The organism is Paraburkholderia agricolaris, from assembly GCF_009455635.1.
Classification (GTDB): domain Bacteria; phylum Pseudomonadota; class Gammaproteobacteria; order Burkholderiales; family Burkholderiaceae; genus Paraburkholderia; species Paraburkholderia agricolaris.
Genome location: NZ_QPER01000001.1, coordinates 1,139,556 through 1,161,638 on the forward strand (window position 1 = coordinate 1,139,556; position 22,083 = coordinate 1,161,638).

Below are 22,083 nucleotides of genomic sequence, written 5' to 3' on the forward strand. Positions count from 1 at the left end.
CGGGCAGCGGGTGAACTGGCGCTGTCGCTGTCGCCGGCGTCACTGAAAACCTCCACCTCAGCCATCCTTAAATCACCGACTGGTCCCGCAGTCGGGCAATCTGTGCTTCGTCATAGCCGAGCACGTCGCGCAGGATACTGTCGGTGTGCTCGCCGAGCATAGGCGGATGAGCCAGCGCTTCGGGCGGCGTGCCGGTCATGTTGATCGGATTGCGCACCAGTTTGACCGTGCCGCCCGACGGATGTGGCAGATCGACCCGCATGCCGCGCGCCACCACCTGCTCGTTTTCGAACACCTCGCCCAGATCGTTGATCGGCCCGCACGGCACACCCGCCGCTTCCAGCGCGGCGATCCATTGCTGCTTGCCCTGCAGGCGCACCATGTCGGCCAGAATCGGCACGAGTACGTCGCGGTGGCGCACGCGCGCCGGATTGGTGGCGAATCGCGCGTCGTCCGCGAGTTCGGGGCGGCCGCCCGCCTCGACGAACTTGCGGAACTGGCCGTCGTTGCCGACCGCGACGATGATCCAGCCGTCGCTGGTCTGGAAGGTCTGGTAGGGCACGATGTTCGGATGAGCGTTACCCCAGCGCACCGGTGGCTGGCCGCTCGCCAGGTAATTCGAATTCATGTTGGCCAGCATGGCCACCTGCACGTCGAGCAGCGCCATGTCGATGTACTGGCCTTCGCCTGTTCGGTCGCGATGCGTGAGTGCTGTGAGCACGGCGATGGTCGAGTACATACCGGTCATCAGGTCGGCGATTGCGACGCCGGCCTTCTGCGGGCCGCCGCCCGGCTGGCCGTCGCGCTCGCCGGTAATGCTCATGAAGCCGCCGATGCCTTGCACGATGAAGTCGTAACCGGCGCGCTGCGCATACGGCCCGGTTTGCCCGAAGCCGGTTACCGAGCAGTAGATCAGATCGGGCTTCACTTCCTTGAGCGACGCGTAATCGAGGCCGTACTTCTTCAACTGCCCAACCTTGTAGTTCTCCAGCACCACGTCGCTGTGCGCGGCCAGTTCGCGGATGATCCGCTGGCCTTCGGGCGAGGCGATATCGACGGTGACCGAGCGCTTGTTGCGATTCGCCGCGAGGTAATAGGCGGCTTCGCGGGTGTCGGCGCCTTCCGGCGTTTTCAGGTACGGCGGCCCCCAGTGGCGCGTGTCGTCGCCGACTTCGGGTCGTTCGATCTTGATGACGTCGGCGCCGAAATCGGCGAGCGTCTGTGCGCACCACGGCCCGGCGAGCACGCGTGTGAGATCCAGCACGCGGATATGACTGAGAGCGCCCATATTCTTCAATGTCTCCAATGTCGGCCGGACTTGGCGCTTTAGCGCTTAGTCCGGCCCCATGCAAAGCGGTCGGCCGGACTTAACGCTTTGGCGCGTACCCCGGCCCTCTGCAAAATTTGCGAGTGATGACGCAGTGCGCATGTCGCAGCGAATGGGGGCAATCTTAAGCGATTCCCGCGCGCCGGCGCAGTCAGCCGAACATCATAGGACGGCCGGCCCACCTTGCGGTGTCACCCGTTACCCGGTCAAACCTGGCTGAATGGCTAACGCGACGAGGCCGGGGCGGGGCCGCTGCCGCGCACGGGCGCCGATCCCGTATAATCAGTCGTTTAAGAAACAAACAGTTGGCGCATCCCCTTGATGCCGCCGGTAACAGCCAGGGAACTGGCAAACCCGTCCCCCGCACGCTATGAAAGCCGCCGAAATCCGCGAGAAATTCCTCAAGTTCTTCGAATCGAAGGGCCATACGATCGTTCGCTCGTCGAGCCTTGTGCCCGGCAACGACCCGACGCTGCTCTTCACTAATTCGGGAATGGTGCAGTTCAAAGATGTGTTCCTCGGCGCGGAATCGCGTCCGTATGCGCGTGCCACGACCGCTCAGCGCAGCGTGCGCGCCGGCGGCAAGCACAACGATCTGGAAAACGTCGGCTACACCGCGCGTCACCACACGTTCTTCGAAATGCTGGGCAATTTCTCGTTCGGCGACTACTTCAAGCGCGACGCGATCCACTACGCGTGGGAACTGCTCACGGGCGTGTACCAGCTGCCGAAAGACAAGCTGTGGGTCACCGTCTATCACGAAGACGACGAAGCGCACGACATCTGGGCGAAGGAAGTGGGTGTGCCGGTCGAGCGCATCATCCGCATCGGCGACAACAAGGGCGCGCGCTACGCGTCGGACAACTTTTGGCAGATGGCCGACGTCGGTCCCTGCGGCCCGTGCTCGGAAATCTTCTACGACCACGGCCCGGACGTGTGGGGCGGCCCCCCGGGGTCTCCTGAGGAAGACGGCGACCGCTACATCGAGATCTGGAATCTCGTGTTCATGCAATTCAGCCGCGACGCGCAAGGCAACATGACGCCGCTGCCCAAGCAGTGCGTCGACACCGGCATGGGTCTCGAGCGCATCGCCGCGGTTTTGCAGCACGTTCACAGCAACTATGAGATCGACCTGTTCCAGGCGCTCATCAAGGCTGCGGGCCGCGAAACCGGCGTGAGCGATCTGACCAACAATTCGCTGAAGGTGATTGCCGATCACATCCGCGCCTGCTCGTTCCTGATTGTCGACGGCGTGATTCCGGGCAACGAAGGCCGCGGCTACGTGCTGCGACGTATCGTGCGTCGCGCGATCCGTCACGGCTACAAGCTGGGCAAGAAGGGTTCGTTCTTCCACCGCATGGTGCCGGACCTCGTCGCGCAAATGGGCGCCGCCTATCCGGAACTGAAGGACGCGGAGCAACGCGTGATCGACGTGCTGCGCCAGGAAGAAGAGCGCTTCTTCGAGACCATTGAGCACGGCATGTCGATTCTCGAAAGCGCGCTGGCCGATCTGGAAGCGAAGGGCGGCAAGACGCTCGACGGCGAACTCGCATTCAAGCTGCACGACACCTACGGTTTTCCGCTCGATCTGACGGCAGACGTCTGCCGCGAACGTGAAGTGACGGTAGACGAGGCTGCATTCGACGAAGCCATGGCGCGTCAGCGCGAACAGGCTCGCGCGGCCGGCAAGTTCAAGATGGCGCAGGGCCTCGAATACTCGGGCGCGAAGACCACGTTCCACGGCTACGAAGAAATCGTCTTCGACGACGCCAAGGTGATCGCGCTGTATGTCGATGGCGCCTCAGTGAAGGAAGTGAATCACGGCCAGCAAGCCGTCGTCGTGCTGGACCACACCCCGTTCTACGCGGAGTCAGGCGGCCAGGTCGGCGACCAGGGCGTGCTGGCGAACGCGAGCGTGCGCTTCGCGGTAACCGACACGTTGAAGGTGCAAGCCGACGTGGTCGGCCACCACGGCACGCTGGAGCAGGGCACGCTGAAAGTCGGCGACGTCGTGAAGGCGGAAATCGACGCGGTGCGTCGTGCCCGCACCGAACGCAATCACTCGGCCACCCACCTGATGCACAAGGCGCTGCGTGAAGTGCTCGGCTCGCACGTGCAGCAGAAGGGTTCGCTGGTCGATGCCGACAAGACCCGTTTCGACTTCGCGCACAACGCGCCAATGACCGACGAGCAGATCCGTCAGGTCGAGGCGATCGTCAATGCGGAAGTGCTGGCGAACGCGCCGGGCATCGTGCGGGTCATGCCGTTCGACGAAGCGGTGAAGGGCGGCGCGATGGCGTTGTTCGGCGAAAAGTACGGCGACGAAGTGCGCGTGCTCGACCTCGGTTTTTCGCGCGAATTGTGCGGCGGTACACACGTGCATCGCACGGGCGACATTGGTCTCTTCAAGATCGTGATGGAAGGCGGCGTGGCTGCCGGTATTCGTCGCGTGGAAGCGATCACTGGCGATAACGCCGTGCGTTTCGTGCAGGATCTCGACGCGCGGATCAATGCGGCTGCCGCCGTGTTGAAGGCGCAACCGTCGGAGCTGACGCAGCGGATCACGCAGGTGCAGGATCAGGTCAAGTCGCTGGAGAAAGAGCTGAGCGCGTTGAAGTCGAAGATGGCTTCGAGCCAGGGCGACGAGCTTGCCGGTCAGGCAATCGAAGTGGCCGGCGTGCATGTGCTGGCTGCAACGCTCGAAGGCGCGGATGTGAAAACCCTGCGCGAGACCGTCGACAAGCTGAAGGACAAGCTGAAGAGCGCGGCGATCGTGCTGGCCTCGGTCGAGGGCGGCAAGGTTAGCCTGATCGCCGGGGTGACGGCGGACGCCAGCAAGAAGGTCAAGGCCGGTGAACTCGTCAACTTCGTTGCCCAGCAAGTCGGCGGCAAGGGTGGCGGCCGGCCGGACATGGCGCAAGCCGGCGGTACCGAACCGGCGAATCTGCCTGCGGCGCTGGCAGGCGTGAAGGCCTGGGTCGAAACCCAGCTTTGATTCGGGTTTGATCGGGCCACGCGGGACGCCGGTGTTTTTTGCGTCCCCGTGGCCCAAGTTGTTTCTGGACTTCGCGTGCACTGCCGCGTATCCACTTGGCCGATTACCGCGGGGTTAGCGTTCCCCGCCACGCTGGCCACGCACCAGACATAAAACCAGGCATAAATTCAGGCATAAATTCAAGCAACACCCACCTTTGCAGCAGGCACCCCCACCGCATCCCCTCCCGACACAAGCGTTTGCCGCAGCGCATTGAGCGCGGACGAAAAATGCCCCCGTCGCCAGACGAGAAGCGTCTCGATTGCGCCAATATCGGGAAGCTCGTGAACCGCAATATTGCTCGCATCGGTTTGCAGATTGAGCACGGATCGCGGCGCCACGGCCACCCCCGCGCCGGCGGCGACACAAGCCACGATCGCGTGATACGAGCCAAGCTCCAGAACGCGAGCCGGTCTCACATCATGCTTCAGATACCACTTCTCGATATACGACCGGTAAGCGCAGCCACGCTCGAACGCGATCAGCGTCGATAACGCAATATCCCGCACCTCGTGAATCGGCCGATGGCCGCGCGGCGACAGCATCACCAGTTCTTCGCGGAAAACCGGCACCGTCTCGAACAATTCACCGAGCGCGGCAGGATCCAGCGGCGTTGCCATCAACGCTGCATCCACTTCGAATTCACGCACCCGCTCGATCAGCTTGCCGGTTGTGCCGGTTTCGAGTTCCAGCGCCACATCCGGCCACTGCTGGTGATAGCGCGCGAGCAGGCCAGGCAGGCGCGTTGCCGCCACGCTTTCCATCGTCCCCAGACGCAGGCGCCCGCTCGGCCGATCCTCACGCAGCGCATGACGTGCCTCGTCGGCGAGCGCGAGCAGACGCTCCGCGTAGGGCAGCAGCGTCTCGCCGGCGGGCGTCAGAACGAGGCGCCGGCCATCGCGGATGAACAGGTCGGTCCCCAGTTGCTCCTCGAGTTGCTTGATGCGCGTCGTGACGTTCGATTGCACGCGATTGAGCTTGGCAGCGGCGCGGGTCACGCCGTTTTCACGCACGACAGCACGAAAAATGGTCAAGGCGGCCAGATCCATGGTTCTCTCCTGGCGATGGTTGGTATCCTAATTATTCATTTTTCATGATCCGAAGGTCAAGTTAGTATGGATTGAAGAAACCGGCGACCGCCGGTGCGAATCCCTTTACTGTCTACTCATGAACAGCCTCGCTTCCAGCGCGCACGACACCTCTGCTGAACGCCACGCTGCCCGCCGCGCGGCGCTTGCCTGCATGGTGACCTTGGCCGTGGTGCTCGGGATTGGACGTTTCGCATTCACGCCGCTCCTGCCGCTGATGCTGCACGGCAGCGCCTTCGGCCAGCCGCAGATCGATATCCAGCATGGCGGCTGGCTCGCCTCGTTTAACTACGCGGGCTATTTCGTCGGAGCACTCACCTGTGCGGCACTGCGGGTCGAACCCGCACGCATGGTGCGCATGGGGCTTGTGGGGACAGTTTTGCTGACGTTGGCCATGGGCGCAACAAGCCAATTCTGGCTTTGGGCTGTCGTGCGTTTCGTCGCCGGCGCGATCAGCGCCTGGACCTTCGTGTTCGCCTCGCAGTGGGGCTTGCGGCGGCTTGCCGAACTGGGCGCGCACGGATGGGGCGGGGTGATCTATACCGGGCCGGGCGTCGGCATTGTCGGGACGGGTTTGCTGGTCAGTGCTGCGGGCGGCTACGGCGCAACAGCGGGTTGGATTGGTTTTGGGCTTATTGCTGCCGTGCTCTCGATCACGGTTTGGCCCGTGTTCGGCACAGTGCACCACATTGCCGCAGAAGGCGCCGCGGCTGCCACGGGCAGCGCAACCGCGGCCACCCGTGCGGGCCCAAGCTCCGCCGCCGGCCAACGCGTCCCCACGAGCCATTCCTCCCATCGCGCCGATGCCCTTTGGCTGGTCCTGTTGTACGGCGTGCCCGGCTTCGGCTACATCATCACCGCGACGTTTCTGCCGGTAATCGCGCGCCACGCGCTGCCGGGCTCGCCCTGGCCTGATCTGTTCTGGCCGATGTTCGGCGCGGCATTGATCGTCGGGGCATTGCTCGCGGCACGCCTGCCGGCGCATTGGGACAACCGTACGCTGCTCGCCAGCTGCTACGTGCTGCAGGCGGCCGGCATTGCGCTCGGCATCGTCTGGCCGACGGCGGGCGGTTTCTCGCTGGGCAGCATCCTGATCGGTCTGCCGTTTACGGCGATCACCCTGTTCGCAATGCGCGAAGCACGGCGTTTGCACGGCGACAATGCGGCCGGTCTGATGGGTTATGCGACCGCGGCGTATGGCGTAGGCCAGATCGTCGGCCCGCTGGTGGCCGCACCGATAGCCGAACACACAGGGTCTTTTTCGCCGGCTTTATGGCTCGCGACAGCAGCTTTACTGCTGGGTGCGGTCGGGCTGATCATCGTGGCACGCATGCCGCGTGGCCGTGGCCGGATGCCCGATTACGGCTGCAACTAACGGTCTTCCCGTTCGGCGCAGGGGCGCTCGCCCCGCCAATCCTCACGGTTGAAAAACAAATTAGCCACCAGCGCACTAAAATGACCGCTTTCCGGTCATCACAGTGCGCCTCTCGCCGGGCGCGCCGCCCGCCATGCAACATTTCGCGTCCGACAACTATGCCGGCATCTGCCCCGAAGCGCTCGCCGCGCTGATCGCCGCCAACACTAGCGGCCACGAACCGGCGTATGGCGACGACTCGTGGACCAACCAGGTCTGCGATCGTCTGCGGGATCTGTTTCAGACCGATTGCGAAGTGTTTTTCGTGTTCAACGGCACGGCCGCCAATTCGTTGGCGCTGGCGTCGCTGTGCCAGTCGTATCACTCGGTGATCTGCCATGAACTCGCGCACATCGAAACCGATGAATGCGGCGGCCCCGAATTCTTCTCGGGCGGCTCGAAGCTGCTGACCGCGCCGGGCGTTAGCGGCAAGCTCACGCCGGATGCGATCGAAGCGGTCGTCACGCGCCGCGCCGATATTCACTACCCGAAGCCGAAGGTCGTCACGCTGACCCAGTCGACGGAAGTAGGCACGGTCTATACCGTCGAGGAAGTGCGCGCGATCGCGGCGATCGCCAAACGGCGTCAGCTGAAAGTGCACATGGACGGTGCGCGGTTCGCGAACGCGGTCGCCGCGCTCGACGTGCATCCGTCCGAGATCACGTGGCGCGCGGGCGTCGACGTGTTGTGCTTCGGCGGGACCAAGAACGGTTTGCCCGTCGGTGAAGCGGTGGTGTTCTTCGACCGCTCGCTCGCCGACGATTTTGCCTACCGTCTGAAGCAGGCCGGCCAACTCGCGTCGAAAATGCGCTTCATTTCCGCTCCGTGGCTCGGTCTGCTGGATAACGACGTCTGGCTGCGCAACGGGCGTCATGCGAACGCGATGGCGCAACTGTTGCAAACGCGGTTGCAGGAAATCCCCGGCGTGAGCATCATGTTCCCGACAGAATCGAACGCGGTCTTTGCGCAATTGCCCGCGCAGGCCGCCAAGGCAATGCGCGCACGCGGCTGGAAGTTTTACGAGTTCATTGGCGCGGGCGGTTGCCGGCTGATGTGCGCCTGGGACACGCAGCCGGAAACCGTCGAGCGTTTCGCGGCGGAAGTGCGCGAGTTGTGCGTGGCCTGACACCACGTTGCGTCCGCGCTGGAACAAGACAATCAGACACAGAACATAAGAAACGACCCACTCGCCATGACCGATTATCAATTTTGTCCGCGTTGCGCCAAGCCTTTGATCGAGCGCGCCGATGCCGAACACGAAGGCGGCCGGATTCGCCAGAGCTGTCCCGATACGGAATGTGGCTACGTCCACTGGAATAATCCGTTGCCGGTGGTGGCCGCGATCGTCGAATACGAAGGCAAGATCCTGCTCGCGCGCAACGCCGCCTGGCCCGAAGGCATGTTCGCGCTGATCACCGGCTTTCTGGAAAACGGCGAGACGCCGGAAGAGGGCATTGCTCGCGAAGTGCTCGAGGAAACCTCGCTGCACGCAGAGACGGTCGAGTTGATCGGCGTGTACGAATTCATCCGCAAGAATGAACTGATCATCGCGTATCACGTGAAGGCGTATGGCACGGTCGCGTTGTCGCCGGAATTGCTCGAATACCGGCTGATCGAACCGGCCAAATTGCGGCCATGGCGCGCGGGCACCGGTCAGGCGCTCGGCGAATGGATGCGGCGGCGCGGCTTGCCGTTCGAGTTTGTCGAAAAGCCGGGGCAGTAAGCGATGAACAAACCCGCCCCCGCCGCGCGCAGCGCCTACCCGCATTTTCTGCCGATCACCACCCGCTGGATGGACAACGACGTCTACGGCCACGTCAACAACGTTGTCTACTACAGCTACTTCGACACGGTGGTGAACGAGTATCTGATCCGCGCTGGTGTGCTCGACTTCGAGCACGGCGCGACGATTGGCCTCGTGGTCGAGACGCACTGCAATTACTTCACACCGCTGGTGTTTCCGGAACGGGTCGAAGCGGGTCTGCGAGTGGTGCGGCTCGGCACCTCGAGCGTGCGCTACGAAGTGGGTCTCTTCAAGGAAGGCGAAGATCAACCCGCCGCTCAGGGCCATTTCGTGCACGTGTATGTGGATCGCGTGACACGCCGTCCGGTGACGTTGCCCGCCGGTCTGCGCGCGGCGCTCGAACCGCTGAGCGTCGCTGTGCAGGCGGAATAGGCGCGTGCAGTCGTTCGTCATCAATCTGCTCAACGGTGTCAGTTACGGCCTGCTGCTGTTCATGTTGTCGGCAGGCTTGACGCTGATCTTCAGCATGCTCGGCGTGCTGAATTTCGCGCACGCGAGCTTCTATATGCTCGGCGCGTACGTCGGCTTTTCGGTGGCGGCGCATGCGGGTTTCTGGAGTGCGCTGGTGATCGCACCGCTGATCGTCGGCGTAATCGGCGCGGCGCTTGAGCGCTGGCTGCTGTGCCGCGTGCGGGTGCACGGCCATCTTCCCGAGTTGCTGCTGACATTCGGCGCCGCGTATCTGCTTGGCGAACTGGTCAAGCTCGGCTGGGGTCTTAGTCCGCTTGGCGCGACTGTGCCGGCCGTGCTCGACGGGCCGCTGTTCACGGTCTACGGTGCGGCGTTCGCACGTTATCGCGCCTTCATGATGGCGGTATCGCTGGCGATGCTGGCGGTGCTCTATGCGGTGCTGCGCGTCTCGAAGGCGGGGTTGATCGTGCGTGCCGCGCTCACGCATGCAAGCGCGGTCGAAGCGCTCGGCCACAACGTGCCGCGCGTGTTCACCGGTGTGTTCGCGGCGGGCACCGCGCTCGCCGCGCTGGCCGGCGTGATCGGCGCGCCGATCTTCGTCATTGAACCGGCGATGGCGGATTCGCTCGGCTCGATCGTATTCGTGGTGGTGGTGATCGGAGGCCTCGGCTCGCTGAGCGGGGCGCTGGCGGCTTCGCTGATCGTCGGTTGTGTGCAGACTTTCGCGGTGGCGAGCGACGTGTCGCTGGGCGATCTCACCGCGGTATTCGGCGACGCGCTGCCGCCCGCATGGGACACGCTCACGCTTGCGCAACTCGCGCCGCTGATTCCGTATCTGCTGCTTGTCGCGATGCTGGCGCTGCGCCCGCGGGGACTGTTCGGCCGGCGTGACGATCATGCGTGAGCCGCTTGAACAGGTCGCCACACCGGGGATCTCGACTCGCTCAGTGGTGCGTAGCTTCGCGCCATGGCTTGCGCTTGTCCTGTTCCTCGCCGTGCCGCCCTTTGTCTGGCCGCAAAGCTGGCTGCTCGCCTATCTCGCGCAGACCGCGACGATGATCGTGTTCGCGCTGTCGTACAACCTGCTGCTTGGCGAAACCGGGCTACTGTCCTTTGGTCACGCCGCTTATTCCGGCCTCGGTGCGCTCATCGCGGCGCAAGTGTTCAACCGCGTTGGTGTGCCGCTCGTACTGCTGCCGTTGATCGGCGGCCTCGGCGGCGCGCTGTGCGGGATCGTGTTCGGTTTCGTGTCGACGCGGCGTGCCGGGACGGCTTTCGCGATGATCACGCTCGGTATCGGCGAACTCGTCGCCGCGGCCGCGTGGACGCTGCCTGACTGGTTCGGCGGTGAGGCCGGTGTGCCGATCGATCGCACGAGCGGGTCGATGCTCGCAAGCTGGAACTTCGGCCCGGCGCGCGAAGCGTATGCGCTGATCGCGCTGTGGTGTGTGCTGGCGAGCGTGGCGATGTTCGCGCTGTCGCGCACGCCGTTCATGCGGCTCGCCAACGCCGTGCGCGACAACCCGGCGCGCGCCGCGGCGATCGGCTGCTATCCGCGTCGCATCCGCTATGGCGTGGTGGTGATGTCGGCGTTCTTCGCGGGTATTGCCGGCACCCTGGGGCTGATCAACGTCGAACTGGTGTCGACGGAAAGTGTCGGCATGATGCGCTCCGGCGCCGTGCTGATCGCGACGGTGATCGGCGGTACCGGGGCATTCTTCGGGCCGGTCGCGGGGGCGATAATCCTGACCTTTTTCAGTGTCGCGGTGGCGAGCGTCACCCGGGCGTGGCTGTTTTATCTGGGGCTGTTCTTCATCGCTGTCGTGGTGAGCTCGCCGGATGGCATAGCGGGTTTTGTGCGGCGGCATTCGGCTCGCGTCGCTGCCTACGGCTGGCGCGCGTGCGGTAAGGCCTATCTGTGGGGAGCGGCGTCAGCGATGCTGTGGACGCTGGCCGTCGTGCTTGCGGTGCAATGGGCGTACGCCGTGCAATTTGGCGCGGACGACGGCACGTTTTTCAGCGTTGCCGGCGTACCGCTGGAGACGGGCTCGCCGCATCTGTGGCTCGGCGCTGTGGTGTTCTTGTTGGCCGCGCCGGGAGCACTCGCCGCACGCTACGCGATTCGCGCCCAGGCACGCCTTGCCGTTCGCACCGTTGTCACGCCGATCGCCGGAGGCGCGCGATGATTCCAGCCCTCGCGGTCTACGGCATCGAAAAACGCTTTGGCGGCACGCGGATTCTGAGCGGCGTCGATCTGGCGATCGAGCCCGGCGAGCGCCACGCATTGATCGGCCCGAACGGCGCGGGTAAGTCGACGCTTTTCAATCTGATCGCCGGGGGCGCGCGGCCGAACGCTGGGCGCATCGATCTGTTCGGCGCGGAAATCACGCGTCTCGCACCGGCCGCGATCACGCGCCGGGGCCTTGCGCGCAGCTTCCAGACCACCAGCGTATTCGCTCGCCTCAGCGTGTTCGACAATCTGCGTTGCGCGGCCATGCTGGGCGAACGCGACCGTACGCGCTGGTGGCAGCGTTTCAGCGGCTCACGCACGGTCGACGCGCGCGCCGAGCAGGTGCTCGAAGCAGTCGGTTTGAGCGCACGGCGAAATAACCTCGCCGGCACACTGAGCTATGCCGAGCAGCGTGCGCTCGACCTCGGCCTCGCGCTCGCCGGCGGCGCGCACACCTTGCTGCTCGATGAGCCTACCGCCGGCATGAACCGCGCCGAAGCGGCGCGCGCCATCGAACTGATTCGCTCGACCACTGCGGGGCGCACGCTTCTGATGGTCGAGCACGACATGGACGCCGTGTTCGCGATCGCCGACCGCATTTCCGTGCTGGTGCAAGGCCGCATCATCGCGACCGGCACGCCGGCGGCGATTCGCGCGGATGCGGCCGTGCGCGCGGCTTATCTTGGCGACGGTTTCCCTACATGAGCGCTTTGCTCGACATCCGCCAGCTTGACGCCTGGTATGGCGCGAGCCAGGCCCTGCATGGCGTCACATTGCAGATCGAGCCGGGCGAAGTCGTCGCGCTGGTCGGGCGCAACGGCTCCGGGCGTTCCACGCTGGCGCGCGCGATCATGGGGCTCGTGCGCAGCGAGGGCGAGTTGCGTTTTGCCGGCCATGCGCTCGGCGGCTTGCGCACCTTCGAGATCGCCCGCCTGGGATTGGGTTACGTACCCGAGCATCGCGACGTCTTCCCGGCGCTGAGCGTCCATGAGAATTTGCAACTCGGTGTGGCACCGCGTGCACGCGAGCGCATCTCACGCTTTACCTTTGACGACGCCTACGAACTGTTCCCCGTCCTGCGCGAAAGAAGGCGCACGCGCGCCGGCGCGTTATCGGGCGGCGAGCAGCAGATGTTGACACTCGCGCGGGCCTTGCTCGGCGACCCCGATCTGCTGGTGGTCGACGAACCCGGCGAGGGGCTGGCCGGTCAGGTGATGGGGCAGGTCGCGCAGTGTCTGCGGAGGTTGCGCGATCGAGGCGTGGCGATGCTGCTGATCGAACAGCGGCTGGTGATCGCGCAGGACATTGCCAGTCGGGTGGCGGTGATGGGGCACGGCGAAATTGTCTTCGATGACGCGCTCGCGTCGTTTGTGAGGCGGCCGGATGTGATGCAGGAATGGCTCGGCGTGGGTTAGCCGGGCGTACCGCACCGCGATTGCTATTCCGCTAGCGCATTTCTGGAGCGTCGTCGTGCGTCACGTGCCCCCGTGCCCGTTCAACCGGCGAGCGTCGGAACCGCGGTTTATTGCAGCGCCGCATTAGAAATTGCGGCCGTTTTGTCGCCCTGAAGTACACCTCACACGCCACGCAATGCGCGTGCACCTCACCGCGCGCCCAGATCGCTTCCAGGATGCCGTTTGAATCCCGTTTTCGCGTGGGCTGCTCAAGCCCGACGCGTGGGGCTCTTCGGCGATTCGGTGGAGCGATTCAAACGCTTGATCGTTTGGTGAGCGTCCTCCAGAAATCTTGTCGGCAGCGCGCCGACAAATCAAGACAATCAGGTTAAAGGCGCGCAACGGCGGCGCGGTGTTTAAAGCCGGCGTATGTGCGACGAACCATGCCGTGCCGGATACGCGAGAGACGCGCCGCGGCTCAAGGAGGAGACATCATGAAAAGAACAGGCGCATTGGGCGAACGATCGGCTAATGGCGTGCCGGCGCAGGCTTCGTTGCGACCGCTGCAAAGGATGCTGCCGCTTCGAATGGCGCAAGCGCCGCTTCGAGAAATATGGCGTACGCGTGCCGGGGCGGGTACTGCGCTGGTGACTGCCGCCCTGCTGATGTCCGCATGCGCCGACGCGAGTTCCACGACCGGCGACGCGGCATCCGCGCCGTCGACGCAAACGAGCGCGAGCGCGAACGTCGTGAGCAACAAGGATAGCCCGCTGACTGCAAAATCGCAGCCGGACGTGGGACTCGTCGCCAACGCCGCGGGTGCCTCCAACGGCGCCGTCGCGAGCGCTGCTCAACCCGCCTCCGCATCGCGTCCCACGCTCGAGGTTGTCAAAGCGAAACAACTGGCCGACGAGCAGCGTGTCGCTGAGCGCGTACCGTCTGCGAGCGGCATGACCGAGAAGCGCAGCCGTCCGTTGACGCTGCGCGATTCCGGTATCGACGGTTCGTTGATGTTCGCGCGCGATGTCGACTTTCGCGTGACCGGCGACATCGGCTTCATGATTCACGACATGGCGGCGACGCTGACCCCGGCGCGCGCCGGCCAGCCGATCGTGTTCGACGACCCGACCAGCGTGACGATCAACGTTCACCGTGGCGATGTCACGCTCGACAGCGCCAGGCTCACCGCGATTTTCGACCGTTACCTGTTCCAGTACCAGGGCTCGCCGCTGCGCAATATGCGCGTCATGCCGCAAGATGGAGGGACGCTGCGCATCACGGGCGAAATGCATCGCGACACGTGGGTGCCGATCGTGCTGACTGGATCGCTGTCGATGCGCAACGCCGACGAACTCGTGTTCCATGCCGATCACGTCGAGGTGGCCGGGGTCGGTGCCGACAGGCTGATGCAGGCCGCGCACGTGAAGATGGCTGACCTTTTGAAAGTGGACACGCCGATCGCGCGTCTCGCTGGTGACGACGTCGTGATGCAGGTGGCCAAGCTGACGCCGCCACCCGCATTGCGCATGACGATCACGCGGATCGACACTAGTGCCGCGGGCGTGCGCTTCACGCTCGACGACCATACGGTGCAGAAGATCGATTGGCCCGCGACGATGCCGCCGCGCGGCATGCTGGTGCAGGGCGGCGACGTGAAGTTCATGCGTTCCATGCCGATGAACATCGACATGGCGTTGATCCCGCTCGATACCAACGCGCCGTTCGTGCTCGATCTGTACCACTATCGCGACCAGATGGCGGCCGGCTACTTTACTTTCGACGAAGCGGGCGCTCTGGATGTGCATCTGCCGTCGTATCCGACGCTAGCCAGCGCGGCGAAAGACGCGCCGACGCAGATGGGCAGTGCGGGCGCGCGTTATAACGACAGCTTCATTCGTGCGCAACAGGCGTCGCTCGCGCAGGCGCGTCTCGTTTGGCAACACGTGCCGCAGACCATGCGGACCGCGTCGGCTGCACATGCGATTCCGGTCGGCACACGGGCGGCGTTTTCCGGGCAGAGCATGTCGACACCGGGTTCTGCGATCGTCGACGAGCGGCACTCGCCGGGACCGTCGCCGTTGATTCACGTCGAGAATGTCGACTTCTACGTATCAGGTCGAATTGGTTTTCATGTGCGTTCGCTGGATGCGCAGATGGTGCCGAAGAAGCCGGGTCAACCGGTCGACCTCGACGACCCCGACCAGTACGACATTCGCATCATTGGGGGCGAGGTGGTGGAGCCGTGGCCCGCGATGGCGGCGTTGTTCAACGATTACCTGCTCGACTATGAGCCGCGTTCGCTGAACGATTTGCAGTTGAAGCCGGTGGACGGCAAGTTGGAAGTGACGGGCGGGATCAAGTTGTGGAATCACTTTCCCGGTGTGTGGCTGCCCACGACGATGAGTGGCACGATTGTGGCGAAAGATGAGCGGCATCTTGTCTATGAGCCCACGTCCGTGAAGGTGTTGGGTGTGCCGCAGGCGGGGTTGTTGCGGGCGTTGGATATTCCGTTGGCGTCGTTGACGCCTTTTACGCGCAAGGGTGTGGCGTTGAAGGGTAACGAACTGGTGTTCGATCAGTACACCGTGTTTCCGCCGCCGGTTCTGCAGGGGCGGCTGGCTAGCGCGACGGTGACTGATGAGGGGTTGGTGTTGAAGTTCAAACGGGATAGTTCGGTTGTGGCTGCGAGGCCGCCTGCTGGCGCGGCGAAGAGCTTTGTGTGGATCGAGTCTGGGGACGTGAAGATGTTTAATTCGTTGGTCACGAATGCCCGGACTTTTATTCGGGATAGTTCTAATCCTGGGGTGATGAAGTTTGATCTTTATGGGTATCGGAGGGATGTTTCTAAAGGGATTGTCAGGATGGGGGTGGATGGGGGGTTAGAGGTTGATCTGGCTGCCAGGAAATAACAGAAAGGGTTGGATTTTCCTGGCGGTGCCTTGCTGTGTTGTTTTGTCTGTTCTGGGGGTGGTCTTTTGGCCTTTCCTTGTTGTGTTGGTGGTCTATTAGCGTTGCCCCTGTGCGGGGCGGCACCTACTTTTCTTTGCCTGCCGCAAAGAAAAGTAGGCAAAAGAAAGCGGCTCACCCCGCTAGCTCATAAGCGGGTCCCCCGCACAGTAGCGGTAGTGGTGCATCTGGAATCTGTCGCCTCGCACATTCGGCGCTAGTGACAAGGCCGTCATACCTCCGGCGGCGCTGCGCCGCCGAAACCCGGTTCCGAAAACCATCAGTTATACAAAGCGCCGGCCTGGTTTCCCTGGCAGACCCATCCGCGACGCACGCAGTGCGGAGTGGGAGCTGATGAGCGCTTTGTCACGAACGCGGAGTGTGCGAGGGCCCGGATTCCAGATGCACCACTACCGCTACTGTGCGGGGGACCCGCTTAAGAATTAGCGGTTTGAGCCGCTTTCTCTTGCCTACTTCTCTTTGCGGCGGCAAAGAGAAGTAGGTGCCGCCCCGCACAGGGGCAACGCTAATAGACCACTAACAAATCAAGGAAAGGCCAAAGAGCCAGATCAACACCAAAACCCGCCGATCAGGCAAAAACCTCACCCATCCTTATTAATAATCCACTCATGCGCCGGATCATTGCGAAAATGCCAAACTCTCTGCCCCCCAGCCATAACATTCAGATAGTAAGACTCATACCCGTAAGGAACAACAACCGGATGATACCCACGCGGCACCATTACAACATCGTGATTCTCAACCGCCATCGATTCATCGATATCCCGCATATCGGTATAAACACGCTGAAAAGCAAACCCCTGCGGCGGATCGAGCCGATGATAATAAGTCTCCTCGAGCGAACTCTCATGAGGCACATTATCGGTATCGTGCTTATGCGGCGGATAGCTTGAAGCATGCCCCCCAGGCGTGCGAACCTCGACCACCAGCAAAGACTCCGCAAGCTCAGTCTGCGGAAGAATATCGCATACGTATCGCGTATTTAGCCCCTTCCCACGCGTGGAACGCTTCATCGTAGACGGCTCGATTAACCTCGCCGGATACTCACCCTTAGCGGGCGCGCTAGCCACGCCAACCTCCGCATCGCGACAAGCCCGAACCGTCGCCCGCACGCCAGGCGGCAAATACACCGCATACGGCGCAGCATCCTCGAACACACTATCGCGCGAACCCAGCGAACTCCATGTGGCGTCAGCCGTTTCAATATCCACCGCGCCCGTGAGCACCACAATGCAAACCTCCCGCGACGGCTCGAACACGTGAACAACTTCACTCGCGCCCAGCCGGTAAGCGGCAAACCCCACATACCGCCAACACGCCGACTCAGGCGTCACCCGCACGATCGTCTGGCCCTCGCGCTGCGCCTTCACCAATAAACTCATGCTGCCTCCTGCGTCGCACCGCCCGCGTCGAGCGGTGCATCGACCAATGCTCGCAGCGTTTTGAAACCCCGCTGCGCATACTCGTACGACGGCGCCACCACCGGATCCTGTTCCGCTTCAACCACCAGCCAGCCACGATAACCGTGTCGCTTCAACCGGTCGATAAGCGCCGGAAAGTTCACCGCGCCATCGCCGGGAACCGTGAATGCACCGTTAATCACCGCGTCGAGAAAACTCCAGTTGCGATTGCGCGCGAGCTTCATGACCGCCGGTCGAACGTCCTTGCAGTGCACATGACATACGCGGTCAATGTACCTGTCGAGTACCGCGAGCGGATCGCCGCCCGCAAACGTAATGTGCCCCGCGTCGAACAGCAGGCCGACGGCGTCGCTCGTACGCGACATCAGCTGATCGACGTCAGCCGGCGTCTCGACATACGCGCCCATGTGATGATGGTACGCCAGCCGCACGCCGCGACTCAGCGTATAGCGCGCGAATTCGTCGACGCGCGCCGCATACGCGGCCCACTGCGTGTCGCTGAAAAAACGTGGACGTTGATACAGCGGTTGTGGTGCCCCCTGAATCGAATCGGCCACTTCACCGTAGACCATCGCGGTCGCGCCGTTCTGCGCCAGCAACTCGAGATGCGGTCCGACCGCGGCGATTTCCTCTTCCACGCTGCGTCGCGCGAGTCGTCCGGAGTACCAGCCGGACACCAGCGCAAGATCGTATTGCGCGAGCAGCGCCTTCAATGCCTGCGGCTCACGCGGAAACTTGTTGCCGAGTTCGAAGCCCTGATAGCCGATCTGGCGCCCTTCGGTCAGCGCGACTTCGAGCGGTGTTTCGCCACCAAGCGATGGCAGATCGTCGTTCATCCACGACAAGGGATTGATGCCGATACGTACGTCGAAAGCAGTCATGCGAGCATCCTCATTCGTTGTCGATATGGCGTGGGCGGTCGCCCGGATCCGTCGGCGCGGCGCGTGCGGCGAGTTGCGCATCGTATTGCGAACGCGCGGCCCGCACGGCGTCGCGTGCCGATACCTCGGGTACGGCGACTTCCCACCACCAGCCGCCCTCATCAGTGGTGCGGGCCGGATCGGTGTCGATGCTGATCACGTAGGTGCGATCGGCGGCGCGCGCCCGCTGCAGCGCGCTTTCAAGTTCGCCGATGTTCGCGACATGCTCGGCCTCTGCGCCGAGCGCGCGCGCATGCGCGGCGAAGTCGATCTTCGGTGCGCCGAGCGGGCCCTGCATGCAGTCGTCGAGCAGGTTGTTGAACGGCGCCCCACCGCAGGCTTGTTGCAAGCGGTTGATGCAACCGTAGCCGCGATTGTCGAGCACCACCACGATCAACTTCGCGCCGATCATCACCGAAGTCGCGATCTCGCTGTTCATCATCAGATAGCTGCCGTCGCCGAGGATCACGATCACTTCACGCGCCGGCCGCGCGAGCTTCACGCCAAGCCCACCGGCGATCTCGTAGCCCATGCACGAGTAGCCGTATTCGACGTGATACGCGCCCGGTTTGCCGGCGCGCCATAGCTTGTGCAATTCGGCCGGCAAGGTTCCCGCCGCGCAAACGACGATGTCGTCCAGCGCGGAGCGCGTGCTCGAACGCTGCACCGCGCCGATCACGTCGCCTTCATAAGGCAGCACGGTGTCGCGTTGCGGCGCGTGCGTGAGCGTGCTCACGGTGTCGCGCCAGCTCGCCGCGAGTTTGTGCGCGCGGGCGGTCCATGAGCGGTCCGCGTGCCAGCCTTGCAGGGGTTCGGCGAGTGCATCCAGGGCAAGACGTGCGTCGGCCTCGACCGCCAGCGCGCGATGCTTGATGCCGTCGAACGGATTGGCGTTGATGCCGATCACATCGGCCTGCGTGAACAAGGTGTTTGAACCGGTGGTGAAGTCCTGCAGGCGCGTACCGATGGCAAGCACGCAGTCGGCGTCGTGGGCCAGCGCGTTGGCGGCAGGCGAGCCGGTCACGCCCAACGCGCCTGCGTTCAACGGGTCGTTCCACGCGAGCGAACCCTTGCCGGCTTGCGTTTCCGCTACCGGAATACCGTGCGCGGCGGCGAAGCGGTGCAGGGCATCGGTCGCGCGGCCATACAGCACGCCGCCGCCGGCAACGATCAGTGGACGCCTGGCGCGGCGCAGACGGGCAACCGCCGCGTCGATATCTTCGGCACGCGGGGCAGGAGAGTGAAAGGTGACAACGCGTGGCGCAAAGAAGTCGGCCGGGAAATCCCACGCCTGCGCCTGCACGTCCTGGGGCAACGCGAGCGTGACAGGACCGCACAACGCAGCGTCGGTCAGCACACGCAAGGCGCGCGGCAATGCATTGAGCAACTGCGCCGGATGTACGATGCGATCGAAGTAGCGCGACACCGGTTTGAACGCATCGTTAGCAGAGACGCCGCCGTCGTGGAAATCTTCGACCTGCTGCAACACCGGATCGGGCGCGCGCGAGATGAACACGTCGCCGGGTAACAGGAGCACGGGCAGACGGTTCACATGAGCGAGCGCGGTGGCAGTAATCAGATTCGTCGCGCCGGGTCCGATCGACGTCGTGACGGCCATCATGCGGCGGCGGAAATGCGCCTTCGCATAGGCAATCGCGCTGTGCGCCATCGCCTGTTCGTTGTGCGCTCGCAGCGTGGGCAACGCTTCGCGGTGCTGATACAGGGCCTCGCCGATGCCGGCCACATTGCCGTGCCCGAAGATCGCGAACACGCCGCCAAAAAGCGGCTCGGTGCCGGTGCCGTCTTCGGTTGTAACCTGTTGCGCGGCGAGGTAGCGAACCAGCGCTTGAGCGGTCGTCAAGCGGACGGTACCGCCTGACGGCACATGTGCCTGGGTGGCGTCGTTAGCGGACGCCGCGTCATGGTGCAATACACGCTGATTCATGCCGCCTGCTCCTGATGTGCCTGGCTCGCCGTGGTGGATTGCGCGCTTGCCGCTCCGCGCGTCGCACGCCACGACGCGATCAGCGTTTCGAACGTGCGACGCACCCGTGCGATCAGTTCGTCGTCGCCGATCTCACCGGCGAGCCACGCGTGGCTCGGCTCGTGAAAGATCGTGCGGCCCACGGTAAAGCCACGGCATGTCGCCGATTGCGCAGCTGCGCGAAAGCCTTCGTTCAATTGCTCGACACCCGCCGACAAACCGAGCAGCACCACGCCCCGGCAGTACGGATCGCGCTCGGCGATCAGCGCGTCGACGGCCTGCCATTGTGCGGCGTCCATTGGTTCGAGCTTCCACCATTCCGGATAGATGCCAATGTTGTACAGCCGCTTCAACGCGCGATAGACGATGTCCGGCGCCTGCGGCAGATGCGCGTGCTTCGGCGGAATGACTTCAAGCAGCAATTCGTGGCCGCTCGCTTGCGTCGCGTCATAAAGCGCACGCAGTTGGGCTTCCTGTTCGAGGCGTTGTTCGACCGGTTCGTCGGGATGGAATTGCACGAGGCATTTGACGATATGTTCCTGCGGCCACGCGACCAGCGTTGTGCCGACCGAACGGCCGTGGTCGAACACGAGCGGCACGGAGCCCGGCAGCTCGACCGGCCGGCCGATCCACCAGCCGCGGCCGGTGGCGGCGTTCAACGCGTCCTGACCGTAGCGGTCGTCGCTCAACATGCCGATGCGGCCCTGCAGCCCCAAGGTCGCCTCCGTCTGCGCAACGGCTTCGACAAACAGGCTTTTCAGTTGCGCGATACGTGCTTCGTCTGCACCGGTCTGCTGCGCGAGTTCGAAGAACTGGTTGCGATGGTCGAACGCGAAGCCGAGTACTTCGTCCCATTGTTTGCGGGCAGGGGAGACGCGGTGCAGGCGTGCGAGCGTTGCGTCGCGGTCGGGGCGGCGCATGCGTTGCGGATCGGCCTTGGCTTCGCGCAGGAAGTAGTCGAGTTCGGCGGGTGTCGGCATCGCGGGCGCGCAGCCGTGACGCGAGACGACGAGCGCGCCGCTCGCATTGGCCGAGCGCGCGCATGCGTCGAGCGGCTGATCGCGTAACCATCCGGAGAGGAAGCCCGATGCGAAGGCGTCGCCCGCGCCGAGCACGTTCAGCACTTCTACTTCGACGCCGCCATGAACCGGCAGGTCATCGAGCGTTGCAGGCACTGTGCCATCGATGATCTGACAGCCCATCGGCCCGCGCTTCAGAACCAATGTGGCCGGCGTCACGGCGCGCACCATCGCGAGGGCTTCGACGAGTTCGGTCTTGCCGCCTGCGATGCGGAATTCTTCCTCGGTGCCGATCACCAGATCGAACAACGGCAGAATGCGTTGCAGATGCGCGGTCACGCCTTCGCTCGCGACGAAGCGGGTTTCGCCATCCGCCTTGCCCGTGAGACCCCACAACACCGGGCGATAGTCGATATCGAGCACAGTGCGCACGTTATTGCGGCGTGCGTAATCCAGCGCGCGGCGGCTCGTGCGGTTCACCTGCTCGGTCGAAAAGTGCGTGCCGGTAATCAGCAGCGATTTCGACGACGCGATATACGCCTCGTCGAAATCCGCTTCATCCACGGCCATATCCGCGCAGTTCTCGCGATAGAAGATCAGCGGAAACGTATCGCGATCCTTCAAACCGAGCAGCACGAGCGCGGTCAAACGCTCCTGATCGACGCGGACATGACTGACATCGCAGCCTTCCTTTGTCAGGGTTTCGGTCAGAAAACGGCCCATATGATCGTTGCCGACACGCGCCAGCATCGCCGCCGCAAGCCCAAGCCGCGCGCAACCGAACGCGATATTCGCCGATGAACCGCCGAGATACTTCGCGAAGCTCGACACGTCTTCGAGCCGCGCGCCGACCTGCTGCGCGTACAGATCGACGGCAAGACGGCCGAGACAGATGATGTCGCGGCTGCGGTCCGGCGCGAAGCGGCTGGCCGTCGCCGCGACTGCGGACGTGGACGCCATGCTGTTCGTGTTGCCGGTCGCGCTGGATGTGCTGGAATGATCCATGAATATTCCTGAATAGCTGAACGCGGGCGTGAGACGCGGCAAGCGCCGGAAACCCGCGCGAATGA

General features: G+C 63.8%; 16 protein-coding genes. 10 read left to right on the plus strand and 6 right to left on the minus strand.

What is annotated here, in order from left to right; genetic code table 11:
* Positions 1-67 precede the first annotated feature (67 nt).
* Complete coding sequence (locus GH665_RS05235; RefSeq protein WP_153134947.1) at positions 68-1,288, minus strand: CaiB/BaiF CoA transferase family protein; 1,221 nt, start codon at positions 1,286-1,288, stop codon at positions 68-70.
* A 409-nt stretch (positions 1,289-1,697) separates the two neighbouring features.
* On the opposite strand from GH665_RS05235, the gene alaS reads away from it, so the two are divergent.
* Positions 1,698-4,322, plus strand: a complete 2,625-nt coding sequence (gene alaS, locus GH665_RS05240) for an alanine--tRNA ligase (protein ID WP_153134948.1) — start codon at positions 1,698-1,700, stop codon at positions 4,320-4,322.
* 179 nt (positions 4,323-4,501) lie between these two features.
* Here the strand turns inward: alaS and GH665_RS05245 are convergent, their stop codons facing one another.
* Entirely contained in the window at positions 4,502-5,410 is a 909-nt protein-coding gene (locus GH665_RS05245; protein ID WP_153134949.1) for a LysR family transcriptional regulator, read from the minus strand.
* A 118-nt stretch (positions 5,411-5,528) separates the two neighbouring features.
* On the opposite strand from GH665_RS05245, the gene GH665_RS05250 reads away from it, so the two are divergent.
* From GH665_RS05250 to GH665_RS05290, 9 genes are all read left to right on the plus strand, one after another.
* Entirely contained in the window at positions 5,529-6,824 is a 1,296-nt protein-coding gene (locus GH665_RS05250) for a YbfB/YjiJ family MFS transporter (protein ID WP_153134950.1), read from the plus strand.
* 133 nt (positions 6,825-6,957) lie between these two features.
* Positions 6,958-7,989 (plus strand): threonine aldolase family protein, encoded by a 1,032-nt coding sequence (locus tag GH665_RS05255; RefSeq protein ID WP_030101385.1) that lies wholly within the window; start codon positions 6,958-6,960, stop codon positions 7,987-7,989.
* A 66-nt stretch (positions 7,990-8,055) separates the two neighbouring features.
* On the plus strand, positions 8,056-8,586 hold the full coding sequence (locus GH665_RS05260; RefSeq protein WP_153134951.1) for an NUDIX domain-containing protein: 531 nt from the start codon (positions 8,056-8,058) through the stop codon (positions 8,584-8,586).
* A gap of 3 nt (positions 8,587-8,589) precedes the next feature.
* Positions 8,590-9,039 carry an acyl-CoA thioesterase gene (locus GH665_RS05265; RefSeq protein WP_153134952.1) on the plus strand — a complete coding sequence of 150 codons (450 nt, stop codon included), beginning with the start codon at positions 8,590-8,592 and terminating at the stop codon, positions 9,037-9,039.
* Between the two features lie 4 nt (positions 9,040-9,043).
* Positions 9,044-9,982, plus strand: a complete 939-nt coding sequence (locus GH665_RS05270) for a branched-chain amino acid ABC transporter permease (protein ID WP_153134953.1) — start codon at positions 9,044-9,046, stop codon at positions 9,980-9,982.
* On the plus strand, positions 9,975-11,264 hold the full coding sequence (locus GH665_RS05275) for a branched-chain amino acid ABC transporter permease (protein WP_153134954.1): 1,290 nt from the start codon (positions 9,975-9,977) through the stop codon (positions 11,262-11,264). The genes GH665_RS05270 and GH665_RS05275 overlap by 8 nt, the downstream gene beginning before the upstream one ends.
* Complete coding sequence (locus tag GH665_RS05280) at positions 11,261-12,013, plus strand: ABC transporter ATP-binding protein (RefSeq protein ID WP_153134955.1); 753 nt, start codon at positions 11,261-11,263, stop codon at positions 12,011-12,013. The genes GH665_RS05275 and GH665_RS05280 overlap by 4 nt, the downstream gene beginning before the upstream one ends.
* On the plus strand, positions 12,010-12,723 hold the full coding sequence (locus GH665_RS05285) for an ABC transporter ATP-binding protein (RefSeq protein ID WP_030101388.1): 714 nt from the start codon (positions 12,010-12,012) through the stop codon (positions 12,721-12,723). The genes GH665_RS05280 and GH665_RS05285 overlap by 4 nt, the downstream gene beginning before the upstream one ends.
* Positions 12,724-13,196: 473 nt before the next feature.
* On the plus strand, positions 13,197-15,611 hold the full coding sequence (locus tag GH665_RS05290; protein ID WP_425496030.1) for a hypothetical protein: 2,415 nt from the start codon (positions 13,197-13,199) through the stop codon (positions 15,609-15,611).
* Between the two features lie 639 nt (positions 15,612-16,250).
* Here GH665_RS05290 and iolB read toward each other — a convergent pair.
* From iolB to GH665_RS05310, 4 genes are read right to left on the minus strand one after another with little or no spacing between them, the layout of a single operon-like run.
* Positions 16,251-17,051 (minus strand): 5-deoxy-glucuronate isomerase, encoded by an 801-nt coding sequence (iolB, locus tag GH665_RS05295; RefSeq protein ID WP_153134956.1) that lies wholly within the window; start codon positions 17,049-17,051, stop codon positions 16,251-16,253.
* Complete coding sequence (gene iolE, locus GH665_RS05300; RefSeq protein WP_153134957.1) at positions 17,048-17,971, minus strand: myo-inosose-2 dehydratase; 924 nt, start codon at positions 17,969-17,971, stop codon at positions 17,048-17,050. Before iolE ends, iolB begins: the two co-directional genes overlap by 4 nt.
* 10 nt (positions 17,972-17,981) lie before the next feature.
* Positions 17,982-19,955 (minus strand): 3D-(3,5/4)-trihydroxycyclohexane-1,2-dione acylhydrolase (decyclizing), encoded by a 1,974-nt coding sequence (gene iolD / locus GH665_RS05305; protein WP_153134958.1) that lies wholly within the window; start codon positions 19,953-19,955, stop codon positions 17,982-17,984.
* Positions 19,952-22,018 carry a bifunctional 5-dehydro-2-deoxygluconokinase/5-dehydro-2-deoxyphosphogluconate aldolase gene (locus GH665_RS05310; protein WP_174771700.1) on the minus strand — a complete coding sequence of 689 codons (2,067 nt, stop codon included), beginning with the start codon at positions 22,016-22,018 and terminating at the stop codon, positions 19,952-19,954. Before GH665_RS05310 ends, iolD begins: the two co-directional genes overlap by 4 nt.
* Positions 22,019-22,083 lie beyond the last annotated feature (65 nt).